The organism is Streptococcus anginosus subsp. whileyi MAS624 (assembly GCF_000478925.1).
In the GTDB taxonomy this organism is placed as follows: Bacteria; Bacillota; Bacilli; order Lactobacillales; family Streptococcaceae; genus Streptococcus; species Streptococcus whileyi.
The window spans coordinates 584,463-603,499 of sequence record NZ_AP013072.1; the positions used below are offsets into that span (position 1 = coordinate 584,463).

A 19,037-nucleotide genomic window follows, 5' to 3' on the forward strand; every position below is an offset into this window, starting at 1 on the left:
GTAAATATGACACAAGAAAAAAATGTAATATTGACTGCTCGCGATATTGTCGTGGAATTTGACGTTCGTGATAAAGTCTTAACAGCCATTCGTGGTGTTTCGCTTGACCTTATCGAAGGTGAGGTTCTTGCACTTGTAGGAGAATCTGGTTCTGGTAAGTCTGTTTTGACAAAGACATTTACAGGAATGTTAGAGGAAAATGGTCGAGTTGCTCAAGGAACGATTGATTACCGTGGACAAGATTTGACAAAATTGAAGTCTAATAAAGATTGGGAACCTATACGCGGTGTTAAAATTGCAACAATCTTCCAAGATCCGATGACGAGTTTGGATCCTATTAACACAATTGGTAGCCAAATTACAGAAGTGATTATCAAGCATCAAAAGAAAACGCCAAAAGAAGCAAAAGAAATGGCTGTTGACTATATGAATAAGGTCGGCATTCCTGATGCTGAAAAGCGTTTTAATGAATACCCATTCCAATATTCAGGAGGAATGCGTCAACGGATTGTTATCGCTATTGCGCTTGCTTGTCGCCCTGATATCCTTATCTGTGATGAACCAACGACAGCGCTTGACGTTACGATTCAGGCACAAATCATTGATTTGTTGAAATCTTTGCAGCAAGAATATGAATTTACAACTATTTTTATCACCCACGACCTGGGAGTGGTAGCAAGTATTGCAGATAAGGTTGCGGTTATGTATGCTGGTGAAATCGTTGAATACGGAACAGTAGAAGAAGTCTTTTACGATCCACGTCATCCTTACACTTGGAGTTTGTTATCTAGTCTGCCTCAGTTGGCAGATGATAAGGGTGAGTTGTATTCAATTCCTGGAACGCCGCCATCTCTTTATTCACATTTACAAGGAGATGCATTTGCCTTGCGTTCAGATTATGCTATGGAAATTGATTTTGAAGAGAAGCCACCTCAAATATATGTAACGGATACCCACTGGGCAAAAACATGGTTGTTACATGAGAATGCTCCAAAAGTGAATAAGCCAGCTGTTATTGATGATTTACACGAAAAAATTAGCTCAAAAATGGGCTTTGCCCATTTAGACGCCTAGGAGGAAGGAAATGCCTGAAAAATTAGTAGAAGTTAAAGATTTGGAAATTTCTTTCGGTGAGGGAAGCAAGAAATTTGTTGCTGTTAAAAATGCTAATTTCTTTATCAATAAAGGAGAAACGTTTTCACTTGTAGGAGAATCTGGTTCTGGTAAAACGACAATTGGTCGTGCGATTATTGGTTTAAATGATACGAGTCATGGAGAGATTTTCTTTGAAGGGAAAAAAATCAATGGCAAAAAATCAAAAGAAGAAGAGTCAGAAATCATTCGTAAAATTCAAATGATTTTCCAAGACCCTGCTGCTAGTTTGAATGAACGTGCGACAGTTGATTATATCATTTCGGAAGGCTTGTATAATTTCCATTTATTTAAAGATGAAGAAGAACGCAAGAAAAAAGTGAAAGATATTATTCATGAAGTTGGATTGTTATCAGAGCATTTAACACGTTACCCGCATGAATTTTCTGGTGGTCAACGTCAGCGGATTGGGATTGCCCGTGCGCTTGTTATGGAACCAGATTTTGTCATTGCAGATGAGCCGATTTCAGCTTTGGACGTGTCTGTGCGCGCGCAAGTTTTGAATCTTCTTAAGAAATTCCAAAAAGATCTAGGTTTGACCTATCTTTTCATTGCCCATGATTTATCAGTTGTACGTTTTATCTCAGACCGTATTGCTGTTATTTATAAGGGTGTGATTGTAGAAGTGGCTGAAACAGAAGAACTCTTCAATAATCCAATCCATCCTTATACGCAGTCATTGCTATCTGCTGTCCCAATTCCAGACCCAATATTGGAGCGGAAGAAAGTATTGAAGGTTTATGATGCTGCTCAACATGATTATTCAGTAGATAAGCCAGAAATGGTTGAAATTCGTCCAGGACACTTTGTCTGGGCTAATAAAGCAGAAGTTGAAAAGTATAAAAAAGAATTGTAAATAGATCTTCAACTTTGTTGACAATTAAAGAGGTTAAATAAGAACTTAGTCTCTAGTTAAAATTAAGGAATGAACGACAATAAAAAAGCTTAAAACCAACGTTTTTGATAACATGGTTTTGAGCTTTTTTACTATTTTTGAGCTTTTATGCTATACTAATTTTAGTAGAAAAAAGGAGAAATGTTATGTATCAATTGATTGCGTTTGATATGGATGGAACACTTTTGACTAGTAACAAAACGATTGCCAAAAGCAGCGTTGAAGCGATTGGGAGAGCTCAAGATGCTGGTAAACAAGTTGTACTTTCAACAGGACGCTCTTTGTCAGAACTGCTTCCTTATGGAGATGATTTGCGCAGGATTCGCTATGCTATTCTTGCAAGTGGTGCATTGATTTATGATTTGGAGGCTAAATGCGTTTTAGCTAAGCAAACCTTGCCTGCTATAGCAGTGGATAAGGTGAAGGCGATAGCAGAAGCTCAAGATTTGATGCTGGTTTGTATGATTGACGGACAAGGCTATCTTCAAAAATCACATTTTGAGAATATTGCTAACTATTATATGGAAATTTATACTGAACTTTATGATAAAACAGCTATCTTGGTGGATAATATTTACGATTTGTTAGCTAAGGAGAGATAGCATTTTGACAAAATCAATATTTATCACTTTACGGCAAGGGATCGAGATCAATCGTATGAAACTTTATTGTCTGAAAAGATAACGATGATAAAAGCTGAAGTAAGTGGTCTTGAACTAACAGCGCAAGGAGTTGAAAAGGGGCAGGGTTTAGCTCACCTTGCTCAAAAATTAAATCTTCCTATGGAGCAAATCATTGCTGTTGGGGATGCTGACAATGATGAAAGCATGATTCGCGAAGCAGGTTTTGGTGTTGCTATGGGAAATGCCAATGAGAATATCAAAGGTTTGGCAGATATTATTGTGGCAGATAACGACCACGGTGGCTGTGCGCAGGCTATTGATGATGTGCTTCTGGCAGATAAAATATAGGAACAACTAATAAACACTAACCCCCACTTAAGATTTCTCAATACTTAAGTGGGGGGTAACTATCTCACAGTATTAAATACTCTTTCCTGAAGAGAGGTGGACGGGAAGAAAGTAGCCGGTTGTCACAACTTCTTCACCAGCAATTTTTCGAAGCAACAAATCTACCAGTAAACAAGCTATATCTTTCAATGGTTGCTGTATAGTGGCTAGTTGGGGATAGTAGTTTTCTACAAAATAAGTTCCGTCGTAACCGATGACTTTTAGATCCTCTGGAATTTTGATTTCCAATTCTTGAGCGACTTTCATGATTAAAATGGCTGTCAGATCATCTGAAGCAAAAATGGCATCAGGTTTTCTATGTTTTAAAATATTTTTGATTTCCATTTCTTTGCGAATAGGAGAGAAGTCACTTGATACATTGATAATTGGTGCATCAGGTAGAATGGAAGCAAAACCTGCATGGCGGAGACCTGTCGGGGAGTTTGAATTATCGTTTCCGGTAATCATAATGATATTTTGGGCACCGGATTTGACCAAGGTTTTTGCAGCCAAGACACCACCAGCATAGTTGTCTGAAGATACAACAGGAATGGAAGGGGATAAGTTGCGGTCAAAAGAGATAATGGGAGCTGTTACACGGTCATAATCAGAGATGCCTAAGTTGTGGCTGCCTGAGATAATGCCATCCACTTGATTGGCTTCTAGCATCTCCAGATACTCTTTTTCCTTGCTTGAATTGTGCTCGCTATTGCAGATGATTGTCTTGTAGCCTCTTTTGAATAACTCATGCTCTAATTTGTCAATGAGTTCGGCATAAAAAATGTGACTGATATTTGGGAAAATCAATCCAATCAGTTTAGCGGATTTTCCTTGTAAGCTACGAGCGAGATTATTGGGCTTGTATCCCAACTCGCGCATAGCCTCATTGACTTTTGTAATCGTTTTTTCTGAGAGGTAGCCTTTTTTGTTAATTACACGGGATACAGTGGTTGGGCTGACTCCAGCAATTTTTGCAACATCAGTTAACTTCGCGACCATAATCTAATTCATAGTAAGTTCCAGTTGGATTTCCCTCGCTGATAAAAATACCGTTTTGGTTTTCATGAGGGAAAATGCGACCTGAAAATACTTTTTCTCCTTTGTTAATAAAAATTTCAAAAACTGATTTATCAATGAAGATAGTAGCAGTTGTAGCTTGGTTTTCAATCGTACAACTACGAACGGTACCAAATTCAAGAGCGTATTGCTCACCGGCTTGACTACGGTCAACCGTTACTTGACCATTTTTGATGTCAAAGCGAATGCGTAGCCCTTTATGCTCTTGATCTGCAAAAAGGACGATTTCAGCTTGTGAATCAGCTGTAAATTCTAGTTCTAATTCATAGCAGTTCTTTGTTTGCGCTTGATTAGCAAATGTTTGGCTATTATCTGTGCGCAAGGATGTGATAGCTGGGACAGGGTATTGATAGAGTTTACCGTCTTTTAGGGTTAATTCTTTGACCAAAGAGAATGTTCCTTGGTGGTCGAAACGGTCGGATGGATAGGCAATATCTGGTAATCCTAGCCAGCTGACAGCTAAGGCACGTCCGTCAGGAGTATTGAAAGCTTGAGTGGCGTAGCATTCAAATCCATAATCTAAATTTTGCAGAGGACTAGGTTCAATAATTGTTGCTTTCTTTGTGTCAAACGATTGACCTATTTTATACATATTTGGATAAATATTGTCATAAGGAGTGACTTTTTTTGATAAACCTTGAGGACAGTAGAGCAAAATTGGCTTATCATCAATAAAGACAAGATTTGGACATTCCATCATGTAGGCGGTGTTGTCATTTTCAAAGTCTAAATTACCGACTTCCTCCCAGTTTGTATAATCGTTGTCAACCGCTTTATAAAGCTTGATATAGCCTTTTTTGTCAAGGTTTTGTTCCCCAACAATGGCGTAAAATTGTCCGTGGTAGTTAAAAATCTGAGGATCACGAAAATGATCTGTAGCGTCCTGAGGTTGTTCAATCAAGACTTTGTTTAGTTTTTGAATATGTCCGTCTTTGTCCAGCAAAGCGCCGATTTGGTAAGGGTGACGAACCCAATTCTCATCACGGACATTTCCAGTATAGAATAGGAAAAGTTTGTCGTCAAACTGCATAGCAGAGCCAGAGTAAGCACCGTGACTGTCTAATGGGGTGTCTGGCAGAACACGAACACCGGTTTCTGTGAAGTGTACGAGGTCATCACTTTCCAGTTGTACCCAAGACTTGAGCCCATGAGTTGCACCAAATGGAAAATTTTGATAGAAGACAATCCATTTTCCGTCAAAATAGGAAAAACCATTTGGGTCATTCAGCAGTCCCGTATCAGGCTCTACGTGGTAGGTAGCACGCCAAGGCGACGTAGCGATTTTATCTTTTATCTGTTGGATTTCATTTTCAGTCCATTGTTCATAGCGTTTGTAACGTTGTTTAGTAGTCCAAGCCAATCTTTTGTCCTCCGAGATAGTTTTCTTACTTATATAGTAAACGTTTTCTCTGAAAAAATCAACTTTTTAATAGAAAAAAATAAAATTTCTGCAAAACGCTTGACATATTTTAAAATCATGTTAAAATAATAGTCGTAGGAGCGATTAAATCGCTTTCATAAAAGTTAATTATTTTCAATAAGGAGATGCAAATGGAAAATAAGGACATTGCAAAAGCAGTCATTGCGGCCATTGGCGGATGTGACAATGTAAGTAGTGTTGCTCACTGTGCGACCCGTCTGCGTGTCATGGTCAAAGATGAAGCTAAGATTGATAAAGACAGAGTTGAGAATCTTGAAAAGGTTCAGGGAGCTTTCTTTAACTCAGGTCAATACCAAATTATCTTTGGTACTGGTACAGTGAATAAAATCTATGATGAAGTGGTAGCGCTTGGTTTGCCTACGTCTTCAACTGGTGAGCAAAAAGCAGAAGCAGCTAAAAAGGGAAATTGGTTCCAACGTGCCGTTCGTACATTTGGTGACGTATTTGTACCAATCCTGCCAGCAATCGTAGCAACAGGTCTTTTCATGGGGATTCGTGGTGCGATTAATAACGATACGATTCTTGGATTATTTGGAACAACTTCAAAAGCCTTTGCTGCGTCAGACTTCTATACTTACACAGTTGTGTTGACAGATACAGCATTTGCCTTCTTCCCAGCTTTGATTTCTTGGTCAGCTTTCCGTGTATTCGGTGGGAATCCAGTGATCGGTATTGTACTTGGTTTGATGTTGGTAAATACCGCTCTTCCAAATGCTTGGGATGTAGCTTCTGGTGCTGCAAAGCCAATCATGTTCTTTGGTTTCATTCCAGTAGTTGGTTATCAAAACTCAGTATTGCCAGCCTTCTTCATTGGACTACTTGGTGCGAAACTTGAAAAATGGTTGCATAAGAAAATTCCAGATGTGCTTGATTTGCTTGTTGTGCCATTCTTGACCTTCCTTGTGATGTCAGTTCTTGGACTCTTTGTCATTGGTCCAATCTTCCACTCACTTGAAAATGTCATTCTTGCTGCGACAAAAGCTATTCTTGCCTTACCGTTTGGCTTAGCTGGTCTCATCCTTGGTGGTGTGCATCAGCTTATCGTGGTAACTGGTGTTCACCATATCTTCAACTTACTAGAAGCACAATTGATTGCAAATGAAGGAAAAGATGCCTTTAATGCAATCATCACAGCTGCTATGACTGCCCAAGCGGGTGCAACTCTTGCAGTTGGTGTAAAAACAAAATCTAAAAAACTAAAAGCTCTTGCCTTCCCGGCTGCTCTCTCTGCAGGTCTTGGAATTACTGAACCAGCTATTTTCGGGGTAAACTTACGTTATGGTAAACCATTTGTACTTGGTCTTGTTGCCGGTGCTGCTGGTGGTTGGTTAGCTTCTATTCTTGGACTTGCTGGTACTGGATTTGGTATTACTATTATCCCAGGTACGCTTCTCTATCTGAATGGTCAAGTTCTTCAATATATCTTTATGGTACTTGTAACTACTGGTCTTGGATTTGGTTTGACTTACGCATTTGGTTACAAAGATGCTGAAGAAGAAGTGACTGAAGCAAAAGAAGTAGTAGAAGCTAATGAAGCAGCTGCGCCAGTCCTTTCTGATGAAACAATCGTTTCTCCAATCGTTGGTCAAATGGTTGACTTGAAAGATGTCAATGATCCAGTATTCTCTAGCGGTGCTATGGGACAAGGAGTTGCGGTGAAACCTAGTGAAGGTGTTGTGTATGCTCCTGCGGATGCAGAAGTGACAATCGCATTTGCAACTGGTCACGCTTACGGCTTGAAAACGGCAAAAGGTGCTGAAATCTTGATTCACGTAGGTATTGACACAGTTTCTATGAACGGTGACGGATTTGATCAAAAAGTTGCTCAAGGTGATAAGGTGAAAGCTGGCGATGTTCTTGGTACATTTGATGCTGCGAAAATTGCAGCCGCTGGTCTTGATGATACAACTATGGTGATTGTTACCAACACAGCTGATTATGCTTCTGTTACTCCTGTTGCAGAGGGTACAGTAGCGAAAGGCGATGCTGTGATTGAGCTAAAAGCCTAACCGTATAATGTGATAAGAGGCTGAGCAAAAAGGTTCAGCTTCTTCACTTTTGGTTAACAAAACACATTAACACAGCGGTTGATTGTTTTCTTTACTCCCTTCACGTCTCAAAGTTGTCAATCAACTGTGCAGGGGTGGGAAACGAACTCTTTCCAGTTCTTTCCCACTCCCTTTTCTTTGAAAAAGAGAAGAAAAAGTAAGATTTTTACTCAGAAGTCATACGATGATATGCTATAATGAATAGAGAAGAAAACAAAATAAAAAGAGGTTTTGAAATGACAAAATTGTATGGAAGCCTAGAAGCTGGTGGTACAAAATTTGTGTGTGCGGTTGGAGATGAAAACTTTGAAGTAATTGAAAAAACACAATTTCCAACGACCACACCGATTGAAACGTTGGATAAGACGATTGCATTTTTCTCTCGTTTTGAGAATTTAGCTGGTCTTGCGGTGGGTTCATTTGGTCCGATTGACATTGATCCTAATTCAAAAACGTATGGTTTTATTACAACGACACCTAAACCACACTGGGCAAATGTCGATATTGTCGGTGCTTTGCGACGTGCTTTAAATGTACCGATTTACTTTACGACAGATGTTAATAGCTCTGCTTATGGTGAAGTAGTGGCACGAAATAATGCAGGCGGACGCATTGAAAATCTAGTTTACTATACGATTGGAACGGGAATCGGTGCTGGTGCCATTCAGCGTGGAGAATTCATCAGTGGAACGGGTCATCCAGAAATGGGGCATTATTATGTTGCAAAACACCCAATGGATGTAGAAAAAGAATTTAATGGAGTGTGTCCATTCCATAATGGCTGTTTAGAGGGATTAGCTGCTGGACCTAGTTTAGAGGCCCGGACAGGCATTCGAGGTGAAAATATTGAACTAAACAGCTCTGTTTGGGATATTCAAGCCTATTATATTGCGCAAGCAGCAATTCAAGCGACAGTGACTTTTCGACCAGATGTGATTGTCTTTGGTGGAGGTGTTATGGCGCGACAGCACATGTTGGATCGCGTTCGTGAAAAGTTCACAGTTTTGTTGAATGGTTATTTGCCTGTTCCAGATGTACGTGATTACATTGTAACGCCAGCGGTTGCAGGAAATGGGTCAGCGACACTTGGAAACTTTGTCTTAGCTAAAAAAGTCAGCGAAAAAAACAAAGGATAATTGAGTAATTGAGAGCAAGTGAGTGAATATTGAATAAGCTTGCTCTTTTTTTGACATAAGGAAGAAAATGATTAAACCAATTGTAAAAGATATGTTGGTTTTGCAGCAGAAAGCACAACCAGCAAGCAAAGAAGATGTCGGAATTGGGCAAGATTTGTTCGATACCTTAAGAGCGAACCAAGATAAGTGTGTCGGAATGGCAGCCAATATGATTGGAGTTCAAAAACGCATCATTATATTGATGTACGACGTGATTCCTGTTATCATGTTCAATCCTATTTTGAAAAGGAAGTCATCTCCTTACCGAGCGGAAGAGTACTGTTTATCACTTGCGGGGAGTCGCTTGACAACTCGTTATAAGGAAATTACAGTTGAATATTTGGATCAACATTGGCAAAAACAAACGCTGACTTTGAAAGATTTTCCCGCACAAATCTGCCAGCATGAACTGGATCATTTGGAGGGGATTTTGATTTAATGACCTGAAAACTCAGCTTTTATAGTACTGGGTTTTTAATTGGTCAAAAAATAGTTCTCATAGGAACTTTTTTCTTGACATTCGTTTGAATTATAGTAAAATAGTTCTCATGAAAACTAATTGGTTCTCTAGCGAACTATTTGAAAGGAAATCAAATGGAAAAACCATTATTAGAATTCAAGCGATTTGGACGGAAGACACATCTGATGATTCAAAAAATTGCCAAAGAGCGAGGGATTGAATTTATGGCGGGTCCACAAGGGCAAGTATTGCATTTTGTGAATCACCGCGAAGACTGTGATAAGATGACCTTTATTAAAGATATTGAGCAGGAGTTGGGCATTACTAAGTCCGTTGCCAGTAATTTAATGAAGCGAATGGTGAAGAATGGCTTGATTTATCTGGAAGTGAGTGAAGCAGATAAACGCGCTAAGATTATTCGTTTAACGCCGGAATCAAAAGAGCGCATGAATAAAATTCGTGATTTTTTTGATGAAATGGATCGTTGCCTATTGACAGATATTTCAGAAGAAGATTTGGTTACTTTTTTTCAAGTGATGGGGAAATTTTACCAGAATATTGAAAAATTAGAAAAAGGAGAAGCGAATGTTTAAATTGTTTAAACGTTTAACTGTCAAAGAAGTAGGGATGATTGTCATCAGCATCTTGTTTACTTGTTTAACAGTTTATTTAGAATTAGAGGTTCCAACTTATATTTCAAAAATTACGGAACTCCTACATACGAAAGGAACGGTCGTTTCTGATTTGTGGAATCCGGGCTTGAAAATGATTGGATTGTCATTTGCTAGTTTTCTCAGTGCTGTGGTAGTTGGTTTTATTGCGGCTAGATTGGCAGCTAGCTTTACAACGAGCTTGCGCTCAGATATTTTCAATCGTGTACTGGATTATTCAAATGCTGAGATTAAGAGATTTTCTATTCCAAGTCTTTTAACGCGGACAACCAATGATCTTACGCAAATTCAGCTTATGATTACTATGGGCTTGCAAGTCGTGACTCGTGGGCCGATTATGGCGATTTGGGCGATTACAAAAATCATTGGGAAATCAGAATACTGGTTGTGGGCAGTTATTGTCGCAGTTATTGTGAATATTATCATGACAACAGTTCTGATGACGCTTGCCTTTCCAAAGCAATCCGTTATTCAACGGTTGACTGATAAGTTAAATAGTATTACGCGTGAAAGTCTAACAGGGATTCGTGTTGTTCGGGCTTATAACGCTGAAGACTATCAAGATGACAAGTTTGCAGGAGCTAATGATGAAGTGACTCGTTTGAATCTCTTTGTCAGTCGTCTCATGGCGATTTTAAATCCAATTATGATGGGGATTTCGAGCGGCTTGACTTTGGCGATTTATTGGATTGGGGCTTACTTGATTCAAGACGCAGCCTTACCAGAACGTTTGCCAATTTTTAGTGATATGGTCGTCTTTATGTCTTATGCCATGCAAGTGGTGATAGGCTTCATGCTTATGGGGGCTCTTTTTATCATTCTACCTCGTACCTTGGTGTCTGCCGGACGGATCAATGAAGTGCTTGATTTATATTCAACGATTGAGTCTCCAACAGAGCCAAAAATAGCGAAAGATGTCAAAGGTGAAGTGGTATTTGACAATGTATCTTTCCGCTATGCTAAAAATTCTGAGGCTGTTATCGAACATGTTAGCTTTACAGCTAAAGCAGGTGAAACCGTAGCTTTCATTGGATCAACTGGTTCTGGGAAATCCACTTTAATCAGCTTAATTCCTCGTTTCTATGATGTGACAGAAGGAAAAATTTTAGTGGATGGCGTAAACGTCAAAGATTATCAGCTGGAAGATTTGCATAATAAAGTTGGCTACATTCCACAAAAAGCTGTCCTCTTCTCTGGTGATATCAAGAGTAATTTAGACTTTGGGCAAAGCAATGAAAGCCCATTGGATGACGAAAAAATGTGGGCTGCATTGGACTTGGCACAGGCGAGATCATTTGTTGAAGAAAAAGAAGATGGTTTGCAATCTGAAGTTGTGCAAAGCGGTACCAATTTCTCTGGTGGGCAAAAGCAACGTTTGGCGATTGCGCGTGCACTTGCTCGCAAGCCTGAAATTTTGATTTTTGATGATTCATTTTCGGCGCTGGACTATAAGACAGACCGCATTTTGCGGGAAGAATTAGCGAAAAAAGTGAAGGATACAACTAGATTGATTGTGGCGCAACGGATTTCAACGATTATGGATGCCGATCAGATTTTGGTACTGGATAAAGGAAAAGTAGTCGGTCAGGGTACTCATAAAGAATTGCTGGCAACGACCGCAGTTTATCAAGAAATTGCTTACTCACAATTATCAAAGGAGGAATTGGAAAATGGAAAATAAAAAATCATCTTTATTTAGCCAAGTGGAACCCTATATCAAAGGATTCCAGTTTCCCTTGCTCGTTGCATTTGTGGGAGTAATACTATCTAGTGTTATCACGGTTTATGGTCCGGTCAAATTAAAAGAAATTACCAATCTCATCACAGAAGGAATGAGAAGTCGGATTGATCTGAAGGCTATCTCTAATATTGCTCTTTTCTTAGCAGTTTTATATGTGGTGGGTGCTGTATTAAATTATATGCAATCCTTTATTATTTCGTCCGTCGTTCAGCATTTTTCAAAACGTTTACGGACAGCCATTGCGGAGAAAATTAATAAATTACCCTTGCGGTATTTTGATAGTCATTCGCAAGGGGACACTCTTTCACGAGTCACTAATGACGTGGATACTGTTGGACAATCGCTGAACCAAAGTTTAGGAACAGTGATTTCATCAAGTTTGCTTCTCATTGCTGTTCTCTTTATGATGTTTTATAACAACGTGGTTCTATCCTTTGTAACGATTGGATCGGTTTTGATTGGTTTTGTCTTTGTTGCGTTGATTATGGGCAAATCACAACGGTTTTTCCGCACACAACAAGAGAATCTTGCTAGTGTCAATGGATATGTGGAAGAGATGTATTCTGGTCACAATGTCATTGTCAGCTACAATGCTGCAGAGGAATCTAAAGCAACCTTTCAAACGCTCAATACCAATCTTTACAACAGCATGTGGAAATCACAATTCATTTCAGGGATTATGATGCCGCTTATGATGTTTGTAGGGAACTTCGGTTACGTTATGGTTGTTTTGGTTGGGGCGAGCATGGCCTTGAATGGCGATGTCACTATGGGAACGATTGTTGCCTTTATGGTATATGTACGGATTTTCTCTCAACCGTTGTCACAAATTGCACAAGGGATTACTACTCTTCAACAAGCTAGCGCTGCTATGGGACGCGTATTTGAATTTTTAGCAGAGCCTGAAATGGAAAATGATGAGCACAAAGCGCAACAACTCACGACCCTAAAAGGAGATGTTACCTTTGATAAGGTATTCTTTGGTTATAATCCAGATCGAACGATTATTCATGATTTCTCTGCCAATGCAAAAGCAGGGCAAAAAATTGCCATTGTCGGTCCGACCGGTGCTGGGAAGACGACCATTGTCAACTTGCTCATGAAATTTTATGAGATTGATAAGGGGCGCATTACAATTGACGGTGTTGATACGAAGCAAATGAAACGTTCTGAGGTACACGATGCCTTCTCCATGGTTCTCCAAGACACTTGGTTATTTGAGGGAACGATTAAAGAAAATTTGATTTACAATCAGAAAAATATTTCTGACGAAGCAGTTGTGGCAGCTGCCAAAGCTGTTGGGGTTCATCACTTCATCAAGACTCTACCAAAAGGATACGATATGGTGCTGGACGATACAGTAAGTCTTTCTGTGGGGCAAAAGCAATTGCTGACCATTGCGCGTGCCCTTCTTAAAGATGCTCCGTTGCTTATCTTGGACGAAGCGACTTCATCTGTTGATACGCGGACAGAAGAATTGATTCAAAAAGCGATGGATAAACTAATGGAAGGACGAACTTCCTTTGTCATTGCTCACCGTTTGTCAACAATTCGTAATGCTGATTTGATTTTGGTCATGCGTAATGGTAATATCATTGAACAAGGAAATCACGATCAATTGATGGAAGAAAATGGCTTCTATGCTGATCTTTACAATAGTCAATTCGATGAAGACGCAGAGTATGCGTAAAGGAAATGACAAACGATAAATTACAATAGGGACTCTTTCTAGTCAAACTTTGACCGGAAAGAGTTTTTTGTTATTAAATTTTTGAAAAAGTATAATCTTTATATATAAAAGACTAGACATTTAATAAAAACTGTGCTATACTAATTTCAATGATAGGTAATTTGTTAATAAAAACTTACCTCATATACAAAATTTTAAGGAGAAATTTCATGACAAAAGCGTTAATTATCTGTGCAGCAGGGATGTCTTCTTCTCTCATGGCTAAAAAGACAACTGAATACCTTCAAGGTCAAGGACAAGATATTACTGTTGAAGCAATTGGAGCAACAGAAGGAAATAAAGTAATTGAATCTGCCACATTTGATCTTTATTTAATTAGTCCTCAAACAAGAATGTATTTCAAACAATTTGCTGACCTCGGAGAAAAAGTTGGACGTCCAGTTGTTCAAATTCCACTTCAAGCCTATGTTCCAATCCCAACAGGAGTCGCAGCTCTGGCTAAAGTAGTCACAGACAATCTATAAAGAGGATGTTATGAATACAGAAGAATTACAAGTAGTAGCATTTGAAATCATTCTTCATAGTGGAACTGCGCGTGCAACAGTACACGAAGCATTTGCAGCGATGCGACTTGGTCACTACGATGAAGCTTCTCAAAAATTGGAAGCCGCGAATACAGAATTGGTTGAAGCACATCACGCACAGACGAAATTGTTGCAAGATTACGCAAGTGGCGTTGAGATTAAGATTGAGATCATCATGGTTCATGCACAGGATCATTTGATGACAACAATGACATTACGTGAAGTGGCATTAGAGATGTTTGAATTATATAAAAAGTTAGAAGAAAAATAATTTATTTATAAACCTCCTAAGAATAAACTTATAGTGTTTGTGTGAATTAGTTACATGTTATAGGTTTATTTTTTATCTTTTATTTAGCATAAACTCCCCAAGGTATCGGAACCCTTGGGGAGTTTTGTCATATTTAATCTTCAAAACCGTTTTTGTCAGACAACTCTTTAAAGAAATAACCTGATTTTTTAATCGTTCGTTTTCCTTTCTTATCAAGGTCAACGGCAATGAGACCATAGCGATTTTTGTAGGCATTGCACCAGGACCAATTGTCCATACAAGTCCAAAGATGATAGCCGATGCAGTTAGCTCCTTCTTCAATGGCTTGGTGTAGGTAACGGAGGTGATCTTTGATGAAGTCAATACGGTAGTCGTCCTCAATTTGACCATTGGCGTTGATATAGCGCTCCTCACCTTCGACGCCCATGCCGTTTTCTGAGATATAGCAAGGAAGATTTCCATAGTTATCACGGACATTCATCATAATATCATAAATTCCTTTTTCATAGATTTCCCAACCGCGATAAGGGTTCATTTTTTTACCTGGCATATCGTAGTAGTCAAAGAAATCATCTGGCATAGGATTCTGCGGGTCTTTATCGGCAGGGTTTTCCTTTGCTTTAACTCGGCGTGGCTGGTAATAATTGACACCAAGCAAGTCAATGGTATTTTCTTTAATGGTCTGCAAATCTTCAGCTGTGTATTCTGGCATCATATCCAATTCTTTAATGATAGCAATCAAATCAGCAGTGTATTCGCCTTTGATGGCAGGATCTAAGAAAGAGCGATTAAAGAAAGCATCTGCAATTTGAGCAGCTTTGACGTCTTCAGGATTATTCTCATCACGCGGATAGCTTGGGGTTAAGTTGAGGATAATCCCAATTTTACCATCTTGCTTTTCGTGATAGGCTTTGACAGCTAAGCTGCTGGCGAGCATTTCGTGAAAAGCCACTTGTACAGCGTGTTTCATGTTGATTTCATTTGGATAGTGGAAATTGTAGAGGTAACCACCTTCGACGGGGACAATGGGTTCATTGTGAGTGAACCAATATTTGACGCGATTACCAAATAGGGCAAAGCAAGTTCTTGCAAAGTTTACATAAGCATCAACCGTTTCTCGATTAAGCCAACCGCCTTTTGCTTGTAGTGCCATTGGCATGTCAAAATGGTATAAGTTAATAAATGGTTCAATCCCATTTGTAATCAGTTCATCAATGAATGAATTGTAAAAATCTACAGCTTTTGGATTAACAGCACCAACGCCTTCTGGGATTAGACGACTCCATTGGATAGAAGTGCGGAAAGAATTGTGTCCAGTTGCTTTCATTAGTTGCACATCTTCTTTGTAATACTGATAATTATAGGAAGCTTTATCAGGTCCAATATGGTTGAAGAATTTTTCAGGTTCTTTGTTGTACCAATAGTCCCAGATATTCTCTCCTTTTCCATCGCCGTCAAATCGACCTTCTGTTTGCGGTCCACTGGAAGCAGTTCCCCAAAAGAAGCCTTTTGGAAATGTTAAAAATGTCATATATTTTCTCCTTTTTAAAAATAGTCTACAATATAATACTATACTTTTTTAAAAAAAGTCAATCTTTTATATAAAAAGTATAGACATTTTAAAAAAAGTATAGTATAGTTAGAGTATCAAAAAAGAAAAAGAGGGAAGATTGATGAACAAGTTTCTAGATCAAATCGGTGATAAGTTGTTGCCATTGGCAAACAAACTCGCTTCCAATCGTTATTTGGCTGTTTTACGAGATGCCTTTATGCTCTCCTTTCCATTAACGATGTTTGGCTCAATTGTAGTCGTATTTAACAATTTGCCGTTTTTCAATGATGCAACGAAAGCTACTTTGTCTAATCTATTTGGCAGTGGACAAAATGCAACGATGGCAATTATGACAGTTTTTGTAACGTTTGGTATTGGCTATTATTTGTCTAAGAGTTATGAAGTTGAAGGGATTTTTGGTGGAGCTATTTCCTTTTCTAGTTTCCTTCTTTTGACACCGTTTTACACGATGACGGATAGAGGAGCAAAAATTTCAGGGGTTCTTAGTTTAGATCGTTTAGGAGCCAAAGGGATGTTTCTCGGGATGCTTGTTGCATTCTTAGCAGCAGAAATCTATTGCTGGGCGACGAAAAAAGGTTGGCAGATTAAAATGCCAGATAGCGTTCCGCCTGCAGTAGCCAAATCATTTGCGGCTTTAGTTCCTGCCATGTTAACTCTAGTGGTGTTCCTGTTTATCAATGCTGGTTTGACAGGATTTTTCAATGCAAATCTTCATGACATTATTTACAAGGTTATTCAAATACCATTGGTTGGATTGGGTCGCAGTATCTGGGCAACTTTGCTTGCAATCTTCTTTGTGCAATTTTTATGGTTCTTTGGGCTTCATGGACAAACTCTTGTCAATTCTGTCATGGATCCCATTTGGAATACCTTGATGTTGGACAATTTGGAAGCTTATCAAGCCGGCAAGCATTTACCGCATATCATTTCAAAATCGTTTATGGAAACATTTACTGTAGGACTTGGTGGTTCAGGTATGACCTTAGCAGTTGTCATCATTATGGCTTTTGTTCTGAAAAAGAAAATGTATAAGGACGTGGGTCGCTTGGCATTAGGTGCTGGAATTTTCAATGTTAACGAACCAGTTATCTTTGGTTTGCCAATCGTGTTGAATGCGACTATTTTGATTCCATGGGTCTTGGCACCAATTATTGTTACTGCATTTAACTATATTGTGATGGCCTTGGGGATTGTTCCGGCTCCAACAGGAGTGGCAGTTCCTTGGACAGTGCCCATATTCTTTAGCGGAATACTAGCAACCAATTCTATTTTAGGAGGTATTCTTCAATTGGTGGATATGGTCATTGTAGGTCTTATCTGGTATCCATTCCTTCGTACGCTGGACAAACAACCTGATTCTGTATTATAATGAGATGAATGACAGATTTGCAGGAGCTATCATATGCCTAAATACGAAGAAATAGCAAATATACTTCGAGATAGAATCGCAAATGGAGTCTACCCAGTAGACTCCATGTTGCCTATTCAGTCTGAATTATCAAAAGAGTTCGGTGTTAGCCGAATGACTATAAAAAAAGCTGTTGAGATTCTAACCATTGAGGGATTGATTTTTTCCAAACAAGGAAATGGAACAAGAGTGTTAAATTCCTCTTTTTGGGATAAAGAAGATTCAAAATTTCGCTTGAATAATTACAATGGCTTGAGTCAAGATTTCAAAAATGATGACCGAAAATTAACGAGCCAGATTATTCAGTTTGCAGTTGAATTCCCAGAAGCCGAGATTGCAGAGCGCCTGCAAGTGGAAGTGACGACGCCAGTTTATAAAATCATACGTTTGCGTTTGATTGATGAGAAGCCCTATGTGTTGGAACACACTTATATGCCGTGTGATTTGGTGCCAGGATTGGATGAGAGTATTTTACTTCAGTCTGTCTATGCTTATTTATGGGATGAATTAAACTTAAAATTTGCCGGAAGTTATCGCCATATCACAGCTGAAAAGCCAGATGAATATGATAAAATGTACCTGGACTGTCAAAATGACGATCCACTTTTGCAGGTTGAACAAGTTGTTTATCTCGAAAATGGGCGTCCGATTGAGTACTCGAGAAGCCGCAATCGCTTTGACACGAGAGGGTATTCGCTTTTAGATGTTAAAAATATTTAAGTCATTTGTGCAATATTAAAGGAGGAAATGATGTCAGAACCATTATTTTTACAATCTGTTATGCAGGAAAAAATCTGGGGCGGAACGAAGCTGCGAGATGAATTTGGCTATAAAATTCCCAGTGATAAAGTAGGCGAATACTGGGCGATTTCGGCTCACCCGCATGGCGTATCAACGATTAAAAACGGTCGCTTTGCTGGTATGGGCTTGGATCAGCTCTATGCAGAACACCGAGAGTTATTTGGTAACAGCAGCGAGCCTGTTTTTCCGCTTTTAACCAAAATTTTGGATGCCAATGATTGGCTTAGTGTTCAGGTTCACCCAGATGATCATTATGCTATGGAGCACGAAGGGGAGTTGGGAAAAACAGAGTGCTGGTATGTGATCGCTGCAGATGAAGGAGCAGAAATCATCTATGGGCACAATGCCAAGTCACGAGAAGAGTTGCGCCAGCAGATTGAAAAGAAAGAATGGGACAAACTATTAACCAAGGTGCCAGTCAAGGCTGAGGATTTCTTCTATGTTCCAAGCGGTACTATGCACGCCATTGGATCAGGTATTTTGATTTTAGAAACGCAACAGTCTAGCGACACTACCTATCGTGTCTACGACTTTGACCGAAAAGATGATGAAGGCAATCTGCGTGAGCTGCATTTTGAAAAATCCATTGATGTGCTCAATATCGGTGCGCCGGCCAATAGCCGACCAGTTACTGTGAAAGCAGATGATTTGCAATCAACCCTTTTGGTTGCCAGTGATTTCTTTGCCGTTTACAAATGGGAAGTGTCAGGGAAAGTGGATATCGAGAAAACAGCTGCTTATTTGCTAGTAAGTGTGCTAGCAGGGCGAGGTGTGCTGACCGTAGATGGAGAAACGTATCCAATCGCAAAAGGAGACCATTTTATCCTACCAAGCGATGTGGAAGAGTGGACTTTCGAGGGGAAAAACCTTGAAATGATTGTTAGTCATCCGTAATAGCTTTTATAGAACATCAGAGGTTGAGGAAATTCCTTGACCTCTTTTATCATAAGACAAAGCATTATGGCATAGTTCTCTACTGTTCTACAGATTTTTAAAGCTATCTATGAAACAATTCTAACTGTATAATCCTTATATTTTTG

16 protein-coding genes and 1 pseudogene are annotated in these 19,037 nt (G+C 39.2%); 14 read left to right on the forward strand and 3 right to left on the reverse strand.

What is annotated here, in order from left to right; genetic code table 11:
• The first annotated feature begins 6 nt into the window (after nt 1–6).
• The 3 genes and pseudogenes from ANG_RS02980 (at nt 7) to ANG_RS02990 (ending at nt 3,018) form a co-directional block, all read left to right on the forward strand.
• On the forward strand, nt 7–1,074 hold the full coding sequence (locus ANG_RS02980) for an ABC transporter ATP-binding protein (RefSeq protein ID WP_020999798.1): 1,068 nt from the start codon (nt 7–9) through the stop codon (nt 1,072–1,074).
• Between the two features lie 10 nt (nt 1,075–1,084).
• A complete protein-coding gene (locus ANG_RS02985; protein ID WP_003031730.1) occupies nt 1,085–2,008 on the forward strand; it encodes an ATP-binding cassette domain-containing protein in 924 nt (307 codons plus the stop codon).
• Between the two features lie 185 nt (nt 2,009–2,193).
• Nucleotides 2,194–3,018, forward strand: a pseudogene (locus ANG_RS02990) (Cof-type HAD-IIB family hydrolase).
• 72 nt (nt 3,019–3,090) lie between these two features.
• Here the strand turns inward: ANG_RS02990 and ANG_RS02995 are convergent.
• Together ANG_RS02995 and ANG_RS03000 are read right to left on the reverse strand one after the other, a co-directional pair.
• Nucleotides 3,091–4,056 (reverse strand): LacI family DNA-binding transcriptional regulator, encoded by a 966-nt coding sequence (locus tag ANG_RS02995; RefSeq protein WP_003035453.1) that lies wholly within the window; start codon nt 4,054–4,056, stop codon nt 3,091–3,093.
• Entirely contained in the window at nt 4,037–5,494 is a 1,458-nt protein-coding gene (locus tag ANG_RS03000; RefSeq protein WP_025271649.1) for a sucrose-6-phosphate hydrolase, read from the reverse strand. The genes ANG_RS02995 and ANG_RS03000 overlap by 20 nt, the downstream gene beginning before the upstream one ends.
• Before the next feature lie 191 nt (nt 5,495–5,685).
• Here ANG_RS03000 and ANG_RS03005 point away from each other — a divergent pair, with 191 nt between their 5' ends.
• From ANG_RS03005 to ANG_RS03040, 8 genes are all read left to right on the forward strand, one after another.
• The gene (locus ANG_RS03005) at nt 5,686–7,584 is read left to right on the forward strand and encodes a sucrose-specific PTS transporter subunit IIBC (RefSeq protein WP_025271650.1); all 1,899 of its coding nucleotides are present in this window, start codon (nt 5,686–5,688) and stop codon (nt 7,582–7,584) included.
• A gap of 275 nt (nt 7,585–7,859) precedes the next feature.
• The gene (gene scrK / locus ANG_RS03010) at nt 7,860–8,759 is read left to right on the forward strand and encodes a fructokinase ScrK (protein ID WP_020999796.1); all 900 of its coding nucleotides are present in this window, start codon (nt 7,860–7,862) and stop codon (nt 8,757–8,759) included.
• Nucleotides 8,760–8,826: 67 nt separating this feature from the next.
• On the forward strand, nt 8,827–9,237 hold the full coding sequence (locus tag ANG_RS03015) for a peptide deformylase (RefSeq protein WP_003035443.1): 411 nt from the start codon (nt 8,827–8,829) through the stop codon (nt 9,235–9,237).
• 155 nt (nt 9,238–9,392) lie between these two features.
• Nucleotides 9,393–9,851, forward strand: coding sequence for a MarR family winged helix-turn-helix transcriptional regulator (locus ANG_RS03020; protein ID WP_003035559.1), 459 nt, complete (start codon nt 9,393–9,395; stop codon nt 9,849–9,851).
• Complete coding sequence (locus ANG_RS03025; protein WP_025271651.1) at nt 9,844–11,610, forward strand: ABC transporter ATP-binding protein; 1,767 nt, start codon at nt 9,844–9,846, stop codon at nt 11,608–11,610. Before ANG_RS03020 ends, ANG_RS03025 begins: the two co-directional genes overlap by 8 nt.
• On the forward strand, nt 11,600–13,360 hold the full coding sequence (locus ANG_RS03030) for an ABC transporter ATP-binding protein (protein WP_003035495.1): 1,761 nt from the start codon (nt 11,600–11,602) through the stop codon (nt 13,358–13,360). The genes ANG_RS03025 and ANG_RS03030 overlap by 11 nt, the downstream gene beginning before the upstream one ends.
• Nucleotides 13,361–13,569: 209 nt before the next feature.
• A complete protein-coding gene (locus ANG_RS03035; RefSeq protein ID WP_025271652.1) occupies nt 13,570–13,884 on the forward strand; it encodes a PTS cellobiose transporter subunit IIB in 315 nt (104 codons plus the stop codon).
• A gap of 10 nt (nt 13,885–13,894) precedes the next feature.
• Nucleotides 13,895–14,215 carry a PTS cellobiose transporter subunit IIA gene (locus tag ANG_RS03040; RefSeq protein ID WP_003035457.1) on the forward strand — a complete coding sequence of 107 codons (321 nt, stop codon included), beginning with the start codon at nt 13,895–13,897 and terminating at the stop codon, nt 14,213–14,215.
• A 133-nt stretch (nt 14,216–14,348) separates the two neighbouring features.
• On the opposite strand, the gene ANG_RS03045 is transcribed toward ANG_RS03040, so the two are convergent.
• Nucleotides 14,349–15,746 carry a glycoside hydrolase family 1 protein gene (locus ANG_RS03045; protein WP_020999793.1) on the reverse strand — a complete coding sequence of 466 codons (1,398 nt, stop codon included), beginning with the start codon at nt 15,744–15,746 and terminating at the stop codon, nt 14,349–14,351.
• Between the two features lie 142 nt (nt 15,747–15,888).
• Here ANG_RS03045 and celB point away from each other — a divergent pair, with 142 nt between their 5' ends.
• Genes celB through manA form a run of 3 tightly spaced genes read left to right on the forward strand, consistent with a single transcriptional unit; the run spans nt 15,889 to nt 18,891 of the window.
• A complete protein-coding gene (gene celB, locus ANG_RS03050) occupies nt 15,889–17,157 on the forward strand; it encodes a PTS cellobiose transporter subunit IIC (RefSeq protein ID WP_020999792.1) in 1,269 nt (422 codons plus the stop codon).
• Between the two features lie 33 nt (nt 17,158–17,190).
• Complete coding sequence (locus ANG_RS03055) at nt 17,191–17,916, forward strand: GntR family transcriptional regulator (protein WP_025271653.1); 726 nt, start codon at nt 17,191–17,193, stop codon at nt 17,914–17,916.
• 30 nt (nt 17,917–17,946) lie between these two features.
• On the forward strand, nt 17,947–18,891 hold the full coding sequence (gene manA, locus ANG_RS03060) for a mannose-6-phosphate isomerase, class I (RefSeq protein WP_003035489.1): 945 nt from the start codon (nt 17,947–17,949) through the stop codon (nt 18,889–18,891).
• The last annotated feature ends 146 nt before the right edge of the window (nt 18,892–19,037 follow it).